The organism is Conexibacter sp. CPCC 206217 (genome assembly GCF_030646165.1).
Lineage (GTDB): Bacteria > Actinomycetota > Thermoleophilia > Solirubrobacterales > Solirubrobacteraceae > Conexibacter.
Window position 1 is genome coordinate 122683 of sequence record NZ_JAUTDO010000003.1, and the last position, 16695, is coordinate 139377.

The 16695-nt window shown below is 71.9% G+C and carries 16 protein-coding genes and 1 pseudogene; 7 read left to right on the plus strand and 10 right to left on the minus strand.

Annotated elements, in window-relative coordinates; translation table 11 throughout:
* The first annotated feature begins 19 nt into the window (after positions 1-19).
* Positions 20-223, plus strand: coding sequence for a hypothetical protein (locus Q7L65_RS08915; RefSeq protein ID WP_304720515.1), 204 nt, complete (start codon positions 20-22; stop codon positions 221-223).
* 88 nt (positions 224-311) lie between these two features.
* Here the strand turns inward: Q7L65_RS08915 and ligD are convergent, their stop codons facing one another.
* The 4 genes from ligD to Q7L65_RS08935 all read right to left on the minus strand — a co-directional run bounded on the left by ligD (position 312) and on the right by Q7L65_RS08935 (position 6637).
* Entirely contained in the window at positions 312-1253 is a 942-nt protein-coding gene (gene ligD, locus Q7L65_RS08920) for a non-homologous end-joining DNA ligase (RefSeq protein WP_304720516.1), read from the minus strand.
* Between the two features lie 42 nt (positions 1254-1295).
* Complete coding sequence (locus tag Q7L65_RS08925) at positions 1296-1991, minus strand: hypothetical protein (protein ID WP_304720517.1); 696 nt, start codon at positions 1989-1991, stop codon at positions 1296-1298.
* A gap of 230 nt (positions 1992-2221) precedes the next feature.
* The gene (locus Q7L65_RS08930; protein WP_304720518.1) at positions 2222-4315 is read right to left on the minus strand and encodes a methyl-accepting chemotaxis protein; all 2094 of its coding nucleotides are present in this window, start codon (positions 4313-4315) and stop codon (positions 2222-2224) included.
* 231 nt (positions 4316-4546) lie between these two features.
* Entirely contained in the window at positions 4547-6637 is a 2091-nt protein-coding gene (locus Q7L65_RS08935; RefSeq protein ID WP_304720519.1) for a methyl-accepting chemotaxis protein, read from the minus strand.
* 247 nt (positions 6638-6884) lie between these two features.
* On the opposite strand from Q7L65_RS08935, the gene Q7L65_RS08940 reads away from it, so the two are divergent.
* The 5 genes from Q7L65_RS08940 to Q7L65_RS08960 all read left to right on the plus strand — a co-directional run bounded on the left by Q7L65_RS08940 (position 6885) and on the right by Q7L65_RS08960 (position 11124).
* Entirely contained in the window at positions 6885-7694 is an 810-nt protein-coding gene (locus tag Q7L65_RS08940; RefSeq protein ID WP_370552542.1) for an ABC transporter permease, read from the plus strand.
* Entirely contained in the window at positions 7691-8428 is a 738-nt protein-coding gene (locus tag Q7L65_RS08945) for an ABC transporter ATP-binding protein (RefSeq protein WP_304720522.1), read from the plus strand. The genes Q7L65_RS08940 and Q7L65_RS08945 overlap by 4 nt, the downstream gene beginning before the upstream one ends.
* Before the next feature lie 77 nt (positions 8429-8505).
* Complete coding sequence (locus Q7L65_RS08950; RefSeq protein WP_304720523.1) at positions 8506-9576, plus strand: ABC transporter substrate-binding protein; 1071 nt, start codon at positions 8506-8508, stop codon at positions 9574-9576.
* 13 nt (positions 9577-9589) lie between these two features.
* The gene (locus Q7L65_RS08955) at positions 9590-10723 is read left to right on the plus strand and encodes an LLM class flavin-dependent oxidoreductase (RefSeq protein ID WP_304720525.1); all 1134 of its coding nucleotides are present in this window, start codon (positions 9590-9592) and stop codon (positions 10721-10723) included.
* 131 nt (positions 10724-10854) lie between these two features.
* Positions 10855-11124: a DUF2277 domain-containing protein gene (locus Q7L65_RS08960; RefSeq protein ID WP_304720527.1), complete on the plus strand. Its 270-nt coding sequence runs from the start codon at positions 10855-10857 to the stop codon at positions 11122-11124.
* A gap of 51 nt (positions 11125-11175) precedes the next feature.
* Here Q7L65_RS08960 and Q7L65_RS08965 read toward each other — a convergent pair whose 3' ends face one another.
* A complete protein-coding gene (locus tag Q7L65_RS08965) occupies positions 11176-11973 on the minus strand; it encodes an alpha/beta fold hydrolase (protein WP_304720528.1) in 798 nt (265 codons plus the stop codon).
* A gap of 200 nt (positions 11974-12173) precedes the next feature.
* Here Q7L65_RS08965 and Q7L65_RS08970 point away from each other — a divergent pair.
* Positions 12174-13185: pseudogene (locus Q7L65_RS08970) on the plus strand (macrolide family glycosyltransferase).
* Here Q7L65_RS08970 and Q7L65_RS08975 read toward each other — a convergent pair.
* The 5 genes from Q7L65_RS08975 to Q7L65_RS08995 all read right to left on the minus strand — a co-directional run bounded on the left by Q7L65_RS08975 (position 13182) and on the right by Q7L65_RS08995 (position 16574).
* On the minus strand, positions 13182-13532 hold the full coding sequence (locus Q7L65_RS08975) for a hypothetical protein (RefSeq protein ID WP_304720529.1): 351 nt from the start codon (positions 13530-13532) through the stop codon (positions 13182-13184). The pseudogene Q7L65_RS08970 and the gene Q7L65_RS08975 overlap by 4 nt on opposite strands.
* A 116-nt stretch (positions 13533-13648) precedes the next feature.
* Complete coding sequence (locus tag Q7L65_RS08980) at positions 13649-14443, minus strand: SDR family oxidoreductase (protein WP_304720530.1); 795 nt, start codon at positions 14441-14443, stop codon at positions 13649-13651.
* A 58-nt stretch (positions 14444-14501) separates the two neighbouring features.
* On the minus strand, positions 14502-14987 hold the full coding sequence (locus tag Q7L65_RS08985) for a type II toxin-antitoxin system VapC family toxin (protein ID WP_304720532.1): 486 nt from the start codon (positions 14985-14987) through the stop codon (positions 14502-14504).
* Positions 14988-15001: 14 nt separating this feature from the next.
* Complete coding sequence (locus tag Q7L65_RS08990) at positions 15002-15352, minus strand: hypothetical protein (protein WP_304720533.1); 351 nt, start codon at positions 15350-15352, stop codon at positions 15002-15004.
* 64 nt (positions 15353-15416) lie between these two features.
* Positions 15417-16574, minus strand: coding sequence for an FIST N-terminal domain-containing protein (locus tag Q7L65_RS08995; protein ID WP_304720534.1), 1158 nt, complete (start codon positions 16572-16574; stop codon positions 15417-15419).
* Positions 16575-16695: the final 121 nt, after the last annotated feature.

Genomic DNA, 16695 nt, shown 5'->3' on the forward strand with positions numbered 1-16695 from the left:
GCCTACACTCATCTCACCCATGGCGAAGGCGCACAAGCATCGCGAGCCCTTCAAGCCGGTCAAGCCGAAGAAGAAGTGCTGCAAGTCCAGACCCCGCTGCAAGCGCTGCCCCGTGGTCCTGAAGCGCCTCTCCCAGACCGGCTTCGCCGAGCGCCGCGAAGACGGCAACTACGTGATGCTCGACCTCGTGCCGAAGAAGACGTTCAAGGAAGCGCGGCGGTAGGCGCGCGTCCCGTCGACCGTCTGAACGCGTCCGCGACGTGATCGCCCTCCGGTGAGGCCGGTCGCCCGCTGGCAGCTCGCGGCGAACCTCAGGTGAGGCCGGCGTCCGCCAGCAGCGCGTCGAGCGATCTGCGGGCTTGGCCGAGGGCATGCGGGGCGTCGTCGATCGTCGCCCAGGGGTCGCTGCCGAGGCGCGTCAGGCGGGCGGGGAGCGAGCGGACCGACCAGCGGTCGGGGCGGGTCGCGGGGTCCTCCAGCTCGTCCCACCGCAGCGGCGTCGCGACGGTCGCGGCGGGCAGCGCGCGGACGGAGTAGGGGGCGACGGCGGTGTGGCCGTAGGCGTTGCGCAGCACGTCGACGAGGATCCGGCCGCCGCGCTTGGTCTTGCGCTGCTCCAGCGTCAGCCCGTCGGGGTCGCGCGCGACGGCGACGCGGCCGACGTCGCGCACGAACTCGCGCACCTCCTCGTAGTCGTGGCGGCGCTGCAGCGGCACGACGACGTGGAAGCCGCGCGAGCCGGTCGCCAGCGCGAACGGCGTCAGCTCCAGCTCGTCGCGCAGCAGCGCGCCGAACGTCAGCGCGGCGCGCCGCACGTCGTCGGCGTTGCCGCCGCTGGGGTCGAGGTCGACGATCATGCGATCCGGGCGGTCGAGGCGGTCGCGCCGTGACAGCCATGCGTGCAGCGTGATGCAGGCCTGGTTGGCGAGGTAGACGAGCGTCGCGGCATCGGCGGCGGCGACGTGCGTCACCGGGCCTCTCGCGGACGGCACCTCGATGCGGTCGATCCAGTTGGGGAAGTGCGACGGCAGGTGCTGCTGGAAGATCCCCTGGTGCCCGACGCCGTCAGGGAAGCGCTGCACGTTCAGCGGCCGGTCGGCGATGTGCGGCAGCATCGTCTCCGCAACGCGCTCGTAGTAGTGCGCGAGGTCGAGCTTCGTGACGCCCGAGGGGAACAGCGCCTTCTCCGGCTTGGAGACCTCGACGACGCGCTCGCCGAGCTTGATCGCGACCGCTGTGCCGCCTGGTGCCATGGCGGTTGTCCTACCCGCCACGGCACCACGCTGCACGTGCAATCAGAGCGTCGTGGCGGATGCTGCGGGCGTCGGGACCGTGCCGTGCGCGTCCAGCAGCGCGAAGTAGAGCACCGAGGTCGCCAGCGCCGACAGCGGCGCGACCAGCACGACGACCGCCAGCTGCACGATCGCGCGCGTGACGTCGCCGCCGATCGCGCCGATCGCGGCGCCGACGATGCCGAGGCCGAACTCGAGCAGGAAGATGATCACGATCACGCCGAAGACCTGCCAGCTGTTGCCCTTCACCAGCTCCCAGCTGCGGCTCATGCCGTCGAAGACGCCGCGGCCCTCGAGCACGATCGCGGGCGCGACCACCGCCCAGATCGTCATCAGGAAGAGGCCGGGCACTATCACGATGAAGAGGCCGATCGTGATCAGGATGCCGAGCAGGATCGAGGCGAGCAGAAGCGGTACCGCGACCGGTGCGACGCTGCGGAAGAGGTCTCCGACGGACGCGTCGAGCGTCCCGTCGCGGACGTCGTCGACGAGTCTCACGACCATGCCCTTGTAGAAGGTGTGGGCGACGAGCGAGATCACGTACGCGACCAGGATCAGCAGGAAACCGTGGTCGAGCACGAACGAGGCGACGGCGGTGATGAAGAAGACCGCAAACGCCGCCGCGAGCAGAGGCGCGGCGTGCTCCTTGTAGATCGCGAAGGCGCGGCCGACGACGTCGGTGGCGTTGATGGGAGTCATGAGCCCCTTATCGGTCGATCTGCATGAATCCTGAACGCGGGATCAACCGCGCGCCGCGGACGTTCGGCTGCCATCACGGCAGCGAGCGCGGCGGCGCCGCGAAGCGCGCGAGCGCCGCCGTGGTGCTGAGGAGGTAGAGGGGCTGATCCCGGCCGCCCGCCCGCGTCGTGCAGCGGGCGGGCGGCCGTGGGATCGAGGGACCTTCGTGGGGTACCGTCAGCTGGGGTGGATCAGGCGTGCGTGAGCTTGAACTGGGCGACGAGGCGCTCCAGCTCCTCGGCCGTCTTCGCCAGCTCCTGGGCCGAGGCTGAGATCTCCTGCGTCGAGGCCGAGGTCTGCTGCGTCGAGGCGGAGACCTGCTCGGTCGACGCGGACGACTGCTCGGCGACGGACACGACCTCGGCCATGTTCGCCTCCATGCGGCCGGCGCTGTGCGAGATCTCGCCGATCGCGGCCGCGATCTGCTCGATCCGGCTCGTCATGTCCTCGACCGACGTGCCGATCTGCAGGAACGACGTGCGCGCCTGCTCGACCGTGGCGGCGCCGTCCTGCGTCTGGCGGGCGCCGTTCTCGACGACCTCGACCGCACGGCCGGTCTCGCGCTGGATCTCGTCGATCAGACCCGAGATCGACGACGCTGCGCCGCGCGACTCCTCGGCGAGTTTGCGCACCTCCTCGGCGACGACCGCGAAGCCGCGGCCCTGCTCGCCGGCACGCGCCGCCTCGATCGCGGCGTTCAGCGCCAGCAGGTTCGTCTGCTCCGCGATGCCGGTGATGGTGGAGACGATGCCGCCGATCTGGCCGGACTTGGCGCCGAGGTCGCGGATCACCGCGGTCACCTCGGAGGAGGACGCCTGGACGGCCTCCATCGCCTTCGTCGCCTCGGCGATCGCGCCGGCGCCCTCGTCGGCGACGCCGCGCGCCTGGTCCGCCGCACGCGCGGTCTCGGCGGCGTTGTCGGCCGAGGCGCGGGTCGCGTGGACGACCTCCTCGGTCAGCTCGCGCGCCTCGCCGACGGTGCGGACCTGACGCTCGGCGCCGGCCGCGACCTCGCCGACGGCAGAGGCGATCTCGCCGACCGCGCGGCCGGACTCCTCGGAGGTGGTCGCCATCTGCTGCGAGGCGGCGGCGACGGCCTGCGTCTCGTGCGAGATCTGGCCGACGAGCGCGGCGATCTTCTCGCGCATGCCGTTGTAGCCGTCGACCGACGTGCGCAGCTGCGCGAGCATCTCGTTGAAGATCTCCGCGAGGCGGCCGGGGGCGAGGCCGTTGGCGGTCTCTATCGGGCCGGTCGTGGAGGCGACGTCGACGGTCAGGTCTCCCTCGGCGACGGCGGCGAGCGCCTGCTCCAGCGCCGCGATGTCGTTCGTCGAGAGGCTCTCCATCCGCTCGACGAGCTGATCCAGCGAGGAGCGGTCGCCGAGCGCGCTGCGGAGGTCGTCGCTCATCGCCTTGAAGGCCGTGCCGAGCGCGTCTCTGTCGGACTTCGGCTTCACGTCGACGGTCAGGTCGCCCTCGGAGATGCGCTGCGCGGCGTCGGCGGTCGTCTCGAGGTAGGAGACCATGTCGCGGAAGGCCGCGCCGGTCTCGCCGAGCTCGTCGCGCGACTTGATCTCGACGGTCTGCTGCACGTCGCCCTCGGCGATGCCGCGAGCCGCGTCACGCATCTGGCGCACGCCGCCGACGATCCGGCGCGACAGGATCAGCGCGATCGCGAGCGCGACGAGCGTCGCCACGACGAGCAGTATCAGGATCACGACGCGCGCGGTGGAGGCGGTGTCGTTCGTCTCCGCGACCGTGCTGCGCGACAGCTCTCTCTGGTGCGTGCCGGCATTGGCCAGCGCCGTTCTGAGCGCCGTGAAGGCGTCTCTGCCGGCGCCCGTGCTGAGCACGAGGACGGCGTCCTCGACCTGCCCGTCGGCGACGAATCTGGCGAGCGGCTCGGCCGTCGCGGTCTGGTAGTCCTCCCACGCTCTTCTGAGCTCGGCGTAGTTGGCTCTGTCGCGCGCGTCGACCGCCAGCGCGGTCGCTCTCGCGATCGCGGTGTTGACGGTGTCCGGCGTGGTCGACATCGACGCTTCGAGGCTTCTTCTGTCCTCTGCGTTGACAGCGGTCGCCCAGCGCGTCTGCACGAGGCGATGGGTCATCACGCCTTCGCGGATGTCGCCGATCGCCTCGGTCGCGGGGACGGCGTTGTCGCCGAGGACCTTGGCACTGTCTTCGAGCGAGCCGATGCGGCTTATCGCCAGCACGCCGACGGCGATCATCAGCACGATCACGACGAGGAAGCCGCCGAGCAGCTGGGTACGGACGTTGATTCTCATGGGGAGGTGCTCCTCAGCGGGGGAAGTTCGGACTACGGAGGGGGACACGGACGGGCGCTGTCCCGTGTGGTCGGCAGTGATCGGGCGTGATTGCAACGAAAAGCCTCGAATCGAGCCGGAAGTGGCGCGTCGGCGCGCTCTCGTGAGGGTCCGAGAGCGCGCCGACGGTGCCGTGCTGCGGTGCTGCGGGTGCGACAGTCGGTGCGGTGCTGAGGGGGTGCGACGGTGGGGTCAGGCGTGCTCGAGCTTGAACTGGCTGACGAGCCGCTCCAGCTCCTCGGCGGTCTTCGCCAGCTCCTGCGCGGAGGCGGCGATCTCCTGCGTCGAGGCGGAGGTCTGCTGCGTCGAGGCGGAGACCTGCTCGGTCGACGCGGACGACTGCTCGGCGACCGAGACGACGTCGGCCATGTTGGCCTCCATCCGCTGCGCCCGCTCGCTGATCTCGCCGACCGCGGCGGCGATCTGCTCGACGCGGCCGGTCATGTCCTCGACCGACGTGCCGATCTGCAGGAACGAGGAGCGCGCCTGCTCGACGGTGGCGGCGCCGTCCTGCGTCTGGCGGGCGCCGTTCTCGACGACCTCGACGGCGTGGCTGGTCTCGCGCTGGATCTCGTCGATCAGGCCGGAGATCGACGAGGCGGCGCCGCGCGACTCCTCGGCGAGCTTGCGGACCTCCTCGGCGACGACGGCGAAGCCGCGGCCCTGCTCGCCGGCGCGGGCGGCCTCGATCGCGGCGTTGAGCGCCAGCAGGTTCGTCTGCTCTGCGATGCCGGTGATCGTCGCGACGATGCCGCCGATCTGCTCGGACTTCGAGCCGAGGTCGCGGATCACCGAGGTGACCTCCGACGAGGACGCCTGCACGGCCTCCATCGCGTTGGTCGCGTCGGCGATCGCGCTCGCGCCCTGGTCGGCGACGCCGCGGGCGGTCTCGGCCGCACGGGCCGTCTCGGCGGCGTTGTCGGCCGAGGCGCGGGTCGCGGTCACGACCTCCTCGGTCAGCGCGCGCGCCTCGCCGACGGTGCGGACCTGACGCTCGGCACCGGCGGCGACTTCGCCGACGGCGCTGGCGATCTCGCCGACCGCGCGGCCGGACTCCTCCGACGTCGTCGCCATCTGCTGCGAGGCGGCGGCGACGGCCTGCGTCTCCTGCGCGATCTGCCCGACCAGCGAGGCGACCTTCGTGCGCATGCCGTTGTAACCGCCGACCGAGGCCTGCAGCTGCGCGAGCATCATGTTGAAGATCTCGGCCAGGCGGCCGCTGGCGAGGCCCTCGACCGCGTCGATCGGACCGGTGACGGTCGTCGCGTCGATCGTCAGGTCGCCCTCGGCGACGGCGGCGAGCGCCTGCTCCAGCGCCGCCAGGTCGTTGGTCGAGAGGCTCTCCATCCGGGCGATCAGCTGCTCCAGCGAGGAGCGGTCGCCGAGCGCCGTGCGCAGCTCCTCGCTCATCTCGTTGAACGCCATGCCCAGCTCGTCGTCGTCGGACTTCGGCCGCACGTCGACGGCGAGGTCGCCGGCCGCGATGCGGCGCGCGGCGGTCGCCATCTCGTCGAGGTACTCGATCATCAGCCCGAACGCCTCGCCGGTCTCGCCGATCTCGTCACGCGATCTGATCTCGACGCTCTGGCGCAGGTTGCCCTTCGAGATGCCGCGCGCGGCGTCCAGCATCTGGCGCACGCCGTTGACGATCTGCCGCGACAGCAGGAGCGCGATCGCGATGCCTATCAGCGCGGCCGCCACCAGCATCACGATGATCACGGTGCGGGCGGTCGAGGCGCTCGACTTCGAGTCCGCGACGGCCGTCGCGCTCTCTCTGACCTGGAACGCTCTGAGCGCCTCCAGCGCGGCTCTGAACTCGTTGAAGTCGACGAAGCCGGCGCCGGAGGAGAGCAGCGTGACGGCGTCGGCGACGTTGCCGCTGTCGGCCAGCTCTCTGGAGGGGAAGGTGTCTCTCTCGTATCTCTTCCAGCTCTCGGTCAGTCTGGTGACGAGCGCCTTCTCCGCCGGGCTGCCCGCGACGCTCGCGAGTCTTGCGAGATGCGCGTCGATCGCTGGCGGCTGCGCTCTGTAGGTCTCGATCAGCGACGGCTGTCTGCCCTCTTCGTTGGCAGTCGCATAACGCAGCTGGATGAGTCGGTACGAGTAGTAGGACTGGTTGAGGTCGCCGATCGCCTGCGTTCCCGGCACGACGTCGGAACCGAAGGAACCCGTGACGTTGTTGATCGTGTTGATGCGTGTGATCGCGACGACGCCGATCGCGATCATCAGCGCGATCACGATCAGGAAGCCGCCGAGCAGCTTCGTCCGGACGTTGAGCTTCATGCGGGGTGGACTCCTAGAAAGCGGATGGATCTGGCGCACCGGCGCTTGGTGCCAACCCGAGTATTCGGACGTTTCTCGTCGAACTGAAAGCGACCCCCAAAATTTCGGTGGGTGAAACACGAACGCTCGCGTTCGCTCAAGCAAAAGGTGCCCATTTCGAGGATTTCCGACTAACTCGCTTATTCCGGTCGGGATTGATATGTTGGCGGCCGTGCGGCCCTCAGGGGAGCGGCCGCGCGCCACCCACATGACCGCGATCACCATCCAGCCGCGCAGCGCCCGCCGCTCCTGGCGCCCGCGGCGCAACACCGCGATCCGCTGGCTCAGCCCGCTCGCGATCCTGCTGCTGTGGCAGCTCGCCAGCAGCACGGGTGTGCTCGACGAGAGAACGCTCGCCTCGCCGCTGGAGCTGGCCAGAACGGCGCGCGAGCTGATCGAGAGCGGCCAGCTCGCCGACGCGATCGGCGTCTCGCTGCGGCGCGCGCTCGTCGGCCTGCTGATCGGCTCGATCGCCGGCGTCGTGCTCGGCTCGATCGCCGGCCTCTCGAAGCTCGGCGACGCGGTCGTCGACCCGCCGATGCAGATGGTCCGCACGCTGCCGCTGTTCGGGCTCGTGCCGCTGTTCATTCTCTGGTTCGGGATCGGCGAGACGCCGAAGGTCCTGCTGATCGCGCTCGGCGTCGTGATCCCGCTGTACCTCAACATCGTCGCCGCGCTGCGCTCGATCGACCCCGAGCTGATCGAGGTCGCGCGCTCGCTGCGGCTGACGCGCTGGGAGCGGGCGCGCCACATCATCGTCCCGGGCGCGCTGCCCGGCGCGCTCGTCGGCTTCCGTCAGTCGCTCGGGATCGCGTGGCTGGCGCTGATCGTCGCCGAGCAGGTCAACGCCGGCGCCGGCCTCGGCTTCATGGTCAACAACGCGCGCGACGTGCTGCGCACCGACATCATCGTCGTCGGGCTGCTCTGCTACGCCGCGCTCGGGCTGCTGACCGACTCGATCGTGCGCGCGCTGGAGCGCCGCGCGCTGCGCTGGCGGGACTCGGAGCTGGGGGCATGACGGCGACTGCGACGACCGTCCACAGCACGACCGCCGACCCAGTCGTACGCCTGCGCGGCGCGGGTCGCTCGTTCGGTGACCGCGTCGTGCTGAGGTCGATCGACCTCGACATCGCGCCCGGCGAGTTCGTCGCCGTGCTGGGCCGCTCCGGCTGCGGCAAGACGACGTTGCTGCGGCTGCTCGCGGGTCTCGACGACGGCATGACCGGCGAGATGCGGACCGGTCGCGCGCCCGCGGTCGTCTTCCAGGATCCGCGGCTGCTGCCGTGGCGCAGCGCGCTGCAGAACGTCACGCTCGGCCTGCGCGACCCCGACCCGCGAGCGCGCGGCGTCGCGGCGCTCGCCGAGGTCGGCCTCGACGGTCGCGAGTCGGCCTGGCCGCGGCAGCTGTCGGGCGGCCAGCGCCAGCGCGTCTCGCTCGCGCGGGCGCTCGTGCGAGAACCCGACCTGCTGCTGCTCGACGAGCCGTTCAGCGCGCTCGACGCGCTCACGCGCGTCTCCGCGCAGGGGCTCGTGCGCAAACTCTGGGAGCGCCACAGGCCCGCGGTCCTGTTCGTGACGCACGACGTCGAAGAGGCGTTGCTGCTGGCGGACCGCACGCTCCTGATCGAGGACGGGGCGATCGTCTACGACGAGCGCTTCGACCTGCCGCGGCCCCGTCGCCGCGATCACCCCGAGCTGGTCGCGCGTCGCAGCGACCTGCTCAAGCGCCTCGGCGTCGACGACGCCGAGTAGCGCCGCCCGTCGTACCGCAGCACCGCCGTACCCGTCTGTACGTCCGTCCGCAAACGAAGGTCTGAGGAGGCCTGCCGATGTCGCGCACCCTGCGCCGTGTCGTTGCCCCGTTCCTGCTGATCGCCCTCGCGGCGCTCGCGCTCGCCGCCTGCGGCAGCGACTCCGATGACGGCGGCGGTTCGACCGCTGCTGCCGGTGTCGCGTCCGACGACGGCGGTGGCGGCGAGAAGGTCACGCTGCGCGTCGGCACTCAGCGCGACGGGATCAGAGCCGTGCTGCAGAAGTCGGGCCAGCTGGAGAACCTGCCGTACGAGATCGAATGGTCGACGTTCGTCGCCGGGCCGCCGCTGGTGGAGGCCGCCGGCGCCGACAGAATCGACGTCGCCTGGGTCGGCTGCGCACCGCCGATCTTCGGCGCCGCCGCCGGCGCCGCGTTCAACGTGATCGCCGCCGTGAAGGAGCGCGACAGCCAGGAGAACCGCCTGCTGGTGCCGGCCGACTCCGACATCGCCTCGATCGCGGACCTGAAGGGCAAGAAGATCGCGGTCCCGAGAGGGACCTCCGGCCACGCCTTCATCCTCAACGCGCTGAAGTCCGAGGGGCTGTCGACGAGAGACGTCGAGTTCGCCTTCCTCGCGCCGCCGGATGCGCTCGCCGCCTTCCAGAGCGGCTCGGTCGACGCGCTGTCGGTCTGGGATCCGTTCGCGCAGCAGGCGCTGCTGACGCTCGACGCGAGAGAGATCGCCGCCGGCGAGCCGTTCGAGAGCGGCCTCGGCTTCGAGATCGCCTCGTCGAAGGCGCTCGAGGATCCGGCCAAGGTCGCCGCGCTGAGGGATTACCTGAGACGGCTGCAGGCGGCGTGGGACTGGGCCGGCGAGAACCCGGACGAGTGGGCGACCGCGTGGAGCGAGGACGCCGGGCTGCCGCTGGAGGTGACGAGAGTGACCGCCGTCAGAAAGGCGTCGGACATCGTCCCGCTCGACGCCGCGATCGTCGATAGCCAGCAAAGACTCGCCGACCTCTTCGCCGAGGAGGGCGAGCTGCCGAGAAGAATCACGTTCACCGACGTCGTCGACGAGTCGGTCTACGGCGACGCGGCCGGCGGCGACGCCGCCGCGGCCGCCGACACCGCGACGACAGAGAAGTAGGAGGGGAAGGACGATGGCCGTCACCCTGCACTGGTTCCTGCCGACGACGGGCGACTCGCGCACCGACCTGTCGGAGGGCAACGCGGTCGGCGCGCACAAGCACCGCGACGGCGGCGGTGCGCCCGTGCGCGCGCCGACGATCGGCTACATCGGGCAGATCGCCCGCTCCGCCGAGCAGCTCGGCTTCGTCGGCGCGCTGATGCCGACCAGCAGCTGGTGCGAGGACGGCTGGGTGATGGCCGCCGCGCTGACGCAGGCGACCGAGCGCTTCAAGTTCCTGATCGCGGCCCGGCCGGGCCTCGTCTCGCCGCTGCTGGCGGCGCAGATGTCGGCGACCTTCCAGCGCGTCTCCGGCAACCGGCTGCTGCTCAACGTCGTCACGGGCGGCGACGACGTCGAGCAGCGCCGCTTCGGCGACCACCTCGACAAGACGGAGCGCTACCGCCGCGCGGGCGAGTACCTCGCGGTGATGCGCGGCGTGTGGGAGGGCGAGCCGGTCTCGTTCAGAGGCGAGTTCGTCGACGTCGAGGGCGCGCAGGTCCACCATCCGCCTTCGGTGGCGCCGCAGATCTACCTCGGCGGCTCCTCCGCGGGCGCGCTCGACGTCGCGGCCAGATACGCCGACGTGTACCTGACCTGGGGCGAGCCGCCGGCCGCGGTCGCGGAGAAGGTCGCCCGCGTGCGCGAGGCGGCGGAGCGGGCGGGGCGCGAGCTGCGCTTCGGGATCCGCCTGCACGCGATCGCGCGCGACACGTCGGAGGAGGCGTGGGCGGTCGCCGACCGGCTGCTGGCCGGGCTGGACCCCGACTCGATCGCGCGGGCGCAGGCGAACATGCGCGCGTCGCAGTCGGAGGGGCAGGCGCGGATGGTCGCGCTGCACGGCGGCAGAACCGACGCACTGGAGGTCTATCCGGGATTGTGGGCCGGGGTCGGCCTCGTGCGCGGCGGCGCTGGCACCGCGTTGGTCGGCAGCCACACCGAGGTCGTCGACCTGATCGCCGAGTACCACGACGCCGGCATCGAGGAGTTCATCCTCTCCGGCTATCCGCACCTGGAGGAGGTCTACCGCGTCGGCGAGGGCGTGATCCCGGAGCTGCGCCGGCGCGGGCTGCTGGCCCGTGCGTCGACCGCCGCACTCGCCGGCTGAGCGCTTGCGGCCGAGGACCGCAGGATCGCTGCTGTCATACGACAGTCATCCTGCGGACCTCCCGCGAGGACGGGTCAGCGTCCGGTCCGCGGCGGTTGGCGCCGGCCCGTGCGGCTCCTAGAATCGGTCGCATGTGCCGAAACATCAGAACGCTCTACAACTTCGAGCCGCCTGCGACCGAGGACGAGGTGCACGCGGCGGCCGTCCAGTACGTGCGCAAGATCAGCGGCTTCACGAGACCGTCGAGAGCCAACGAGGCCGCCTTCGAAGCGGCCGTGAAGGCGATCACGGCGACCTCGCGCGAGCTGCTCGCGTCGTTGGAGACCAACGCCCCGCCGAAGGACCGCGAGATCGAGGCCGCCAAGGCCCGCGCCCGCGCGCAGCAGCGTTACGCGGCCTGACACGAGGTCGCGCGGCGCCGGCGCAGCGCGCGTCGTGCTCGGCCGCGCCCGTCAGGCCGCAGCAGCGCGCTCGGCGGCCGTCAGGATCACCTGCGTCACGAGCCCCGGGTCGTCCCACATCGGCAGGTGACCGCAGTCGGGCAGCAGCAGTGAGGTGACGCCGAGCGGGAGCGCGCGCGGCGGCTTCACCAGTCTGTCGCGCTCGCCCCACGCGAGCGTCACCGGCACGCGCACGTCGGCGATTCTGGCGAAGCGGCCGGCGCGCATCGCGGCGTTCGCGGCGACGAAGCCGGGTGCGTCGGCGTACGCGCCGATCATCCGTGCCGCGGCGCGCGGCGGCACGCGCTCGGGGTGCGCGACCGTGCTCGCGAGCGCGGCCCGCCGCACCGGCCCGACGTGCGTCAGCAGCGGCAGCAGCGGGCGCAGCGCTCGCGCGGCTCTGCGCGCGGTGTCGCGGCGCGGGCCCAGCGGCCGCGACCAGAAGCCGGCCGGGCAGAGCGCCGTCACGCTGCGCGCGCGGCCGCGCAGCGCCAGCTCCAGCGCGACCCAGCCGCCGAGCGAGTTGCCGGCCACGTCGGGCGCGCCGAGGCCCAGCTCGTCGAGCAGGTCCGCGACGACGCTCGCCAGCAGCGGCGGGCTCGGCGTGAGCGCCGACGGCAGCGCCGGGGAGGCGCCGAAGCCTGGCAGGTCGGGCACGATCAGCGTCCGGTGCTCGGCCAGCGGCGCGAGCACCGGCTCCCACACGTGCCGCTCCCCGCCGAGGCCGTGCAACAGCAGCAGCGGGTCGCCGCTGCCGAGCCGGTCATAGGCCAGCGCGGCCCGTTCGGAGGAGTGACTGACGACGCCCATCGAGGCGAGTACGGTATCCCGCACGCGCCCGGATCATCGGCGGTACCCTCTCGATCCATGCGTTTCGCCTCTCCGCACCTCCCGCTGTACCTGTAAGCCGCTCGCGGCTGCAGTGAGCCGACCGGTCACGCCCACGCCGGGCGCGACCCGCTCCTGCGTTCTCGAATTCATCCACTGAATCGAAACGGAGTACAGCACCAATGCATTCACGTCACATCGCGATGTTCGCCGTGCCCGCGCACGGCCACGTCAATCCGAGCCTCGCGGTGATCCGCGAGCTGAGCGCGCGCGGGCATCGCGTCACCTACGCCGTCACGGAGCAGTTCGCCGACGCGGTTCCTGTACGACATCGGCGCCTACCACGCGCGCGTGCTGGCCCACCGCTGGGGCGTGCCGGCGGTGCAGCTGTCGCCGACCTACGTCGCGTGGGAGGGCTACGAGCAGGACATGGCGGAGGCGCTCGCGCCGGTCCGCGCGCTCGACGGCTACGACGAGTACACGGCACGTTTCGCGGACTGGCTCGCGCGGGACGGGATCACGCTGTCGGTCGACGAGTTCGTCGGCCGCCCGCCGCGCTGCCTGGCGCTGATCCCGCGCGCGCTGCAGCCGAACGCCGACCGCGTCGACGCGACGCGCTACACGTTCGTCGGTGCGACGGTCGACGCCGGCCGCGACGAGGCGGCATGGGAGGGACCCGCGGACGGCAGCCGCGTGCTGCTGATCTCGCTCGGCTCCGCCTTCACCGAGCAGCCGGCGTTCTACCGCGCCTGCCTGGAGGCGTTCGGCGGCCTCGACGGCTGGCACGTCGTGCTGTCGATCGGCAGATACGTCGAGCCGGCCGAGCTGGGCGAGCTGCCGGCGAATGTCGAGCTGCACCGCTTCGTGCCGCAGCTCGCGGTGCTCGCGCAGGCGGGCGCGTTCGTCACGCACGCCGGCATGGGCAGCGCGAAGGAGGCGCTCGCGGCGGGCGTGCCGATGATCGCGCTGCCGCAGGCGGTCGACCAGTTCCCCAACGCCGCGCGGCTCGTCGAGCTGGGCGTCGCGCGCCAGCTCGCGACCGCCGAGGCGACCCCGCAGGACCTGCGAGCCGCCCTGCAGGAGCTGACCGACGACCCGCAGGTCCGTGCGCGGGCGGCCCAGTTGCGCGGCGAGATCGCGCGCGAGGGCGGCGCCGCGCGCGCGGCGGACCTGATCGAGGCGGAGGTGTCCTAGGCGTCCGGCTCGATCACGAGGATCGTCTGCTGATACGGCTCCGCCATTCCGACGTGGACGATCGTGCAGGAGCGCACGCGGCCGCGTACGACGCGCGTGACCTGCTGCTCGACGAGCGGCTCCGGCGCGTAGTCGTTGACGGCGCCGCTGCGGAAGGTGCCGAAGCTGCCGACCTGCCATTCCGGGGCGTACTGGACGCCGCTGTCGAGGTCGATCAGGAACGGCTCGTACGGCTGCTCGACGAGCTTGTTGCCGCGCAGACCACCCTGCTTCAGCCGCCACGTCAGCTCGACGTGGTGGCCGACGGGGATCGCGGCGGGGTAGGCGAGAGGGACCTTCAGGCTCATGCCGGCGAACGGTATCTGGCGCCCCCTCACCCGCCGCGAGTGATGCGCTCTCACCCGCGCGCGCGGGACGCTCGCGCCCGTCCACAGCGAGGAGCTCGTCTAGCGGGCGCGAGCCCCTACCGCTTGTTGCGCTGCCCGGCGGCCATCGCCGCGGAGATCCTCGCGTTGCCGAGCTTGCGGCTGACGCTCGCCGACAGCTCCGGCGCGAGGCCGGAGAAGGTCGCGCCGACACGCAGGCTCAGCGGCGCCACGTCCAGTTCGGCGCGGTTGTCCTCGATCGTCCTCACGACGCCGGAGGCGACGTCGTGCGGCGTGCGCGTCGCGACGCCCTTCGGCAGCTCGACGCCCGACTCGGCGAACATCCCGGCATCGCGGATGAAGCCGGGGAAGACGGTCGAGACGCCGACGCCGCTGTCGCGCAGATCCTCGCGCAGCCCGAGCGCGAAGCCGCGCATGCCGAACTTCGTCGCCGAGTAGAGCGATCCGCCGGGCTGCGCCGACTTGCCCGACAGCGACGAGATGAAGACGATGTGCCCGCGCCCGCGCGCCGCCATCGGCCCGGCCAGCAGCTTCGCGAGCGCGATCGGCGCGCGCAGGTTGACGTCGAGCGCGCGGTCGATCTGCTCCAGCGTGAAGTCGTCGAGCGTCCCACTGGCCGGCAGCGCCGCGTTGGCGATCAGCACGTCCACGTCGCCTGCCTGCTCGACCAGCCGCTCCGGCGCCGCACGATCGGCGAGGTCGACCGACAGCGCCCGCCCGCCCAGCTCCTGCGCAAGCGGCTCCAGCACCTCCGCCCGCCGCCCGGTCAGCACCAGCGTCGCCCCGCGCGCCGCCAGCGCCCGCGCGATCGCCTGTCCGATGCCCCCGCTGGCGCCAGTGAGCAGAACTGTGGTGCCTTGAATCTCGGTCATGCGCCCAAGCCTGCCAGAAACGCGACGAGACGGCGGCCCTTCATCGGGTCGAAGCGCTTCAGAGCGGTCCGTCGACGACAGCGAGCGCGGGCGCTGTCGGGAAGAGCCGCGTCAGCATCGCGGCGATCGCTTCGAAGTCCACGCGATTGCGCGTCGCGACGTCGAGGCCGGCGGCGAACGCAGTCGCCGCGATTTGGACGTCCAGCAGCCATGAGGCTTGTCGCATCGTCTTCGAGCGTCGATCGCGTCTGCCTGGTGGATGCGGCATCGCGCCGCGAAGTCGGCCCGCGACGAGCGCGGCCCGCCCGTCGACCGGCACGATCGACAGCGTCTCGCTCGCGGTCAGGCGCGTGAACCACGACAGCAGTTCGCCGTACCGTTCGTCGCGCCCTGTCTGGAGTTGGTAGCCGTATGCGATCTCGAGGATCGTCGGCGCGGCGATCCGCACGGGGAGACCTTCGGCAGATCGCTCGATCGCGTACTCCAGCGTCTCACTGCCGGGATGCAGGAGCGATGCGAGCGTCGTGTCCCACAATGCCGTCACGGTTGCAACGCGTGTCAGGCTGCCTGCTCGACAGCGTCGCGCAATGCCAGGACTGCCGCTGCCGCTTCGTCTGGCGACGGGAGTCTGGTGAGGTCCACGTCGACGGCGCCTCCTGGAACGACGGCTGCCCAGCGTGCTTCTCGGCGCGCGGCGATCGCCTGCTCCTGCGTGTAGATGCGCGCACCGCGCGTCGCGAGTCGCAGCAGAGCGTCGTTGCGGGAGATGCCGAGCTCGTCCGCGAACTGCTCCGCAACGGCTGCCAGTTCGTCGGGCAGGCGCAACGTCGTCCGCGGTCCCTCGCTGCGGGGAGCCCGCGGTTCGGAGCGCGCCGATGTGGTGGTCGGTCGCCTGGGTGTCGTCGCCATACGCCGATCTTAGCGCATCAGTTGATGCGCTAAGACGTTGCAATCTACGCGAAGACGGCAGAAATCACGCGAACAACGCGACCGTCGCCGTGAAGCTGTGCATGAAGCTCGCGCCGCCGACAGGGCCGATCTCGCCGGCGGCGAAGAAGCCGGCGGAGGGGGCTCCTGCGAGCTCGTCGGCGAGCAGGCCGGCGTCGTGGTCGGCGACGCCGAACATCTCGCGACCGCGGCTGTGGCAGGCGAAGGCGAGCGCGCCGGCGGGGGCGCCGCCGAGCGCGTCGACGCGCAGCTTCAGCTGGTCGTGCAGGTCGCGGTCGGCGGAGGCCGCGTCGCGGGCGTGCAGGCGCAGCACCTGACCGGGCTGGACGTTGGCGGCGACCGCGATCGTGCCGGCGACCGGATCGGCGCCGAGCAGGCCGCGCACGAGGAAGTCGCCGTGGTCGTACTCGGGCTGGCCGCCGTCGACGACGATGCCGACCAGCAGGCCGCCGGCGATCAGCGTCCGATCGCGCGCGTCGAGCTGCTCGATCGTCTTGCGTATGTGGTCGAGCGCCGGTCTGCCGGCCAGTTCGGTGATGACGTTGCCCTCGGCGGCCGTGATCGTCATCTCCGGCCCCAACGGCGTCGCGCCCTGCGAGACGCACGGCAGCAGCTCGACCCCGTCCAGCCGCACGCCGACGGCGCCGCTGTCGACGACGCGGTCGCCGTGGAACAGCGCCGTCGTCCCCTCGGCTGTGCGCGCGCTCGACAGGCCGCCGACGACCGGCACGCCGGGCGCGCGCGTCGCGAGGTCCATCAGCAGCGCATCGGTCGGGAACGAGAACGGGTCGGGCAGCAGGATCGCGCCGCGCGCGCCGGCGAGGTCCTCCATCCCGGTCACCGCGATCGACTCGTCGATCTGCTGCGCGGTCGCGTGGAAGGTCGTCGCGCTGCCGCCGCCCAGCGAGGCGGCCCAGACGGCGACGGCGGTGCCGCCCTCGTGCTCGGCGCCGCAGCCGAGCACGCCGCCGGCGCCGCAGCCGATCAGCGCGGGCGGGCGCAGCGCCTCGTGGATGCCTTCGAGCGTCGCCTCGGGCGCGGCGAGATGCGCGCCGGAGGCGAAGACGATCGCGAGATCGGCCTTCTGGCCCATCAGCGCCTGCCCGGCCGCGTGCGCCGCCTCGATCGCGCCGACGCGCGCGTCGCCGTGCGTCGATACCCCTGTTCCGATCAGCGCGCTCACCGCTCCACTCTACTGCCGTTCGGAAGCCGACTCGACGGTTCTCGCAGCCGGCGGGCCCGCCGCCGCGGCGCTCGCCCGCGCGGGCCGGTCCGCTCTGCGGGCGCGCTGCCGCGTCGTCGCC

Excerpts from the sequence above, each read along its gene's own strand:
- Q7L65_RS08915 (WP_304720515.1), top strand. The coding sequence starts at position 20 with ATGGCGAAGGCGCACAAGCATCGCGAGCCCTTCAAGCCGGTCAAGCCG.
- ligD (WP_304720516.1), bottom strand. The coding sequence starts at position 1,253 with ATGGCACCAGGCGGCACAGCGGTCGCGATCAAGCTCGGCGAGCGCGTC.
- Q7L65_RS08925 (WP_304720517.1), bottom strand. The coding sequence starts at position 1,991 with ATGACTCCCATCAACGCCACCGACGTCGTCGGCCGCGCCTTCGCGATC.
- Q7L65_RS08930 (WP_304720518.1), bottom strand. The coding sequence starts at position 4,315 with ATGAGAATCAACGTCCGTACCCAGCTGCTCGGCGGCTTCCTCGTCGTG.
- Q7L65_RS08935 (WP_304720519.1), bottom strand. The coding sequence starts at position 6,637 with ATGAAGCTCAACGTCCGGACGAAGCTGCTCGGCGGCTTCCTGATCGTG.
- Q7L65_RS08940 (WP_370552542.1), top strand. The coding sequence starts at position 6,885 with ATGACCGCGATCACCATCCAGCCGCGCAGCGCCCGCCGCTCCTGGCGC.
- Q7L65_RS08945 (WP_304720522.1), top strand. The coding sequence starts at position 7,691 with ATGACGGCGACTGCGACGACCGTCCACAGCACGACCGCCGACCCAGTC.
- Q7L65_RS08950 (WP_304720523.1), top strand. The coding sequence starts at position 8,506 with ATGTCGCGCACCCTGCGCCGTGTCGTTGCCCCGTTCCTGCTGATCGCC.
- Q7L65_RS08955 (WP_304720525.1), top strand. The coding sequence starts at position 9,590 with ATGGCCGTCACCCTGCACTGGTTCCTGCCGACGACGGGCGACTCGCGC.
- Q7L65_RS08960 (WP_304720527.1), top strand. The coding sequence starts at position 10,855 with ATGTGCCGAAACATCAGAACGCTCTACAACTTCGAGCCGCCTGCGACC.
- Q7L65_RS08965 (WP_304720528.1), bottom strand. The coding sequence starts at position 11,973 with ATGGGCGTCGTCAGTCACTCCTCCGAACGGGCCGCGCTGGCCTATGAC.
- Q7L65_RS08975 (WP_304720529.1), bottom strand. The coding sequence starts at position 13,532 with ATGAGCCTGAAGGTCCCTCTCGCCTACCCCGCCGCGATCCCCGTCGGC.
- Q7L65_RS08980 (WP_304720530.1), bottom strand. The coding sequence starts at position 14,443 with ATGACCGAGATTCAAGGCACCACAGTTCTGCTCACTGGCGCCAGCGGG.
- Q7L65_RS08990 (WP_304720533.1), bottom strand. The coding sequence starts at position 15,352 with ATGGCGACGACACCCAGGCGACCGACCACCACATCGGCGCGCTCCGAA.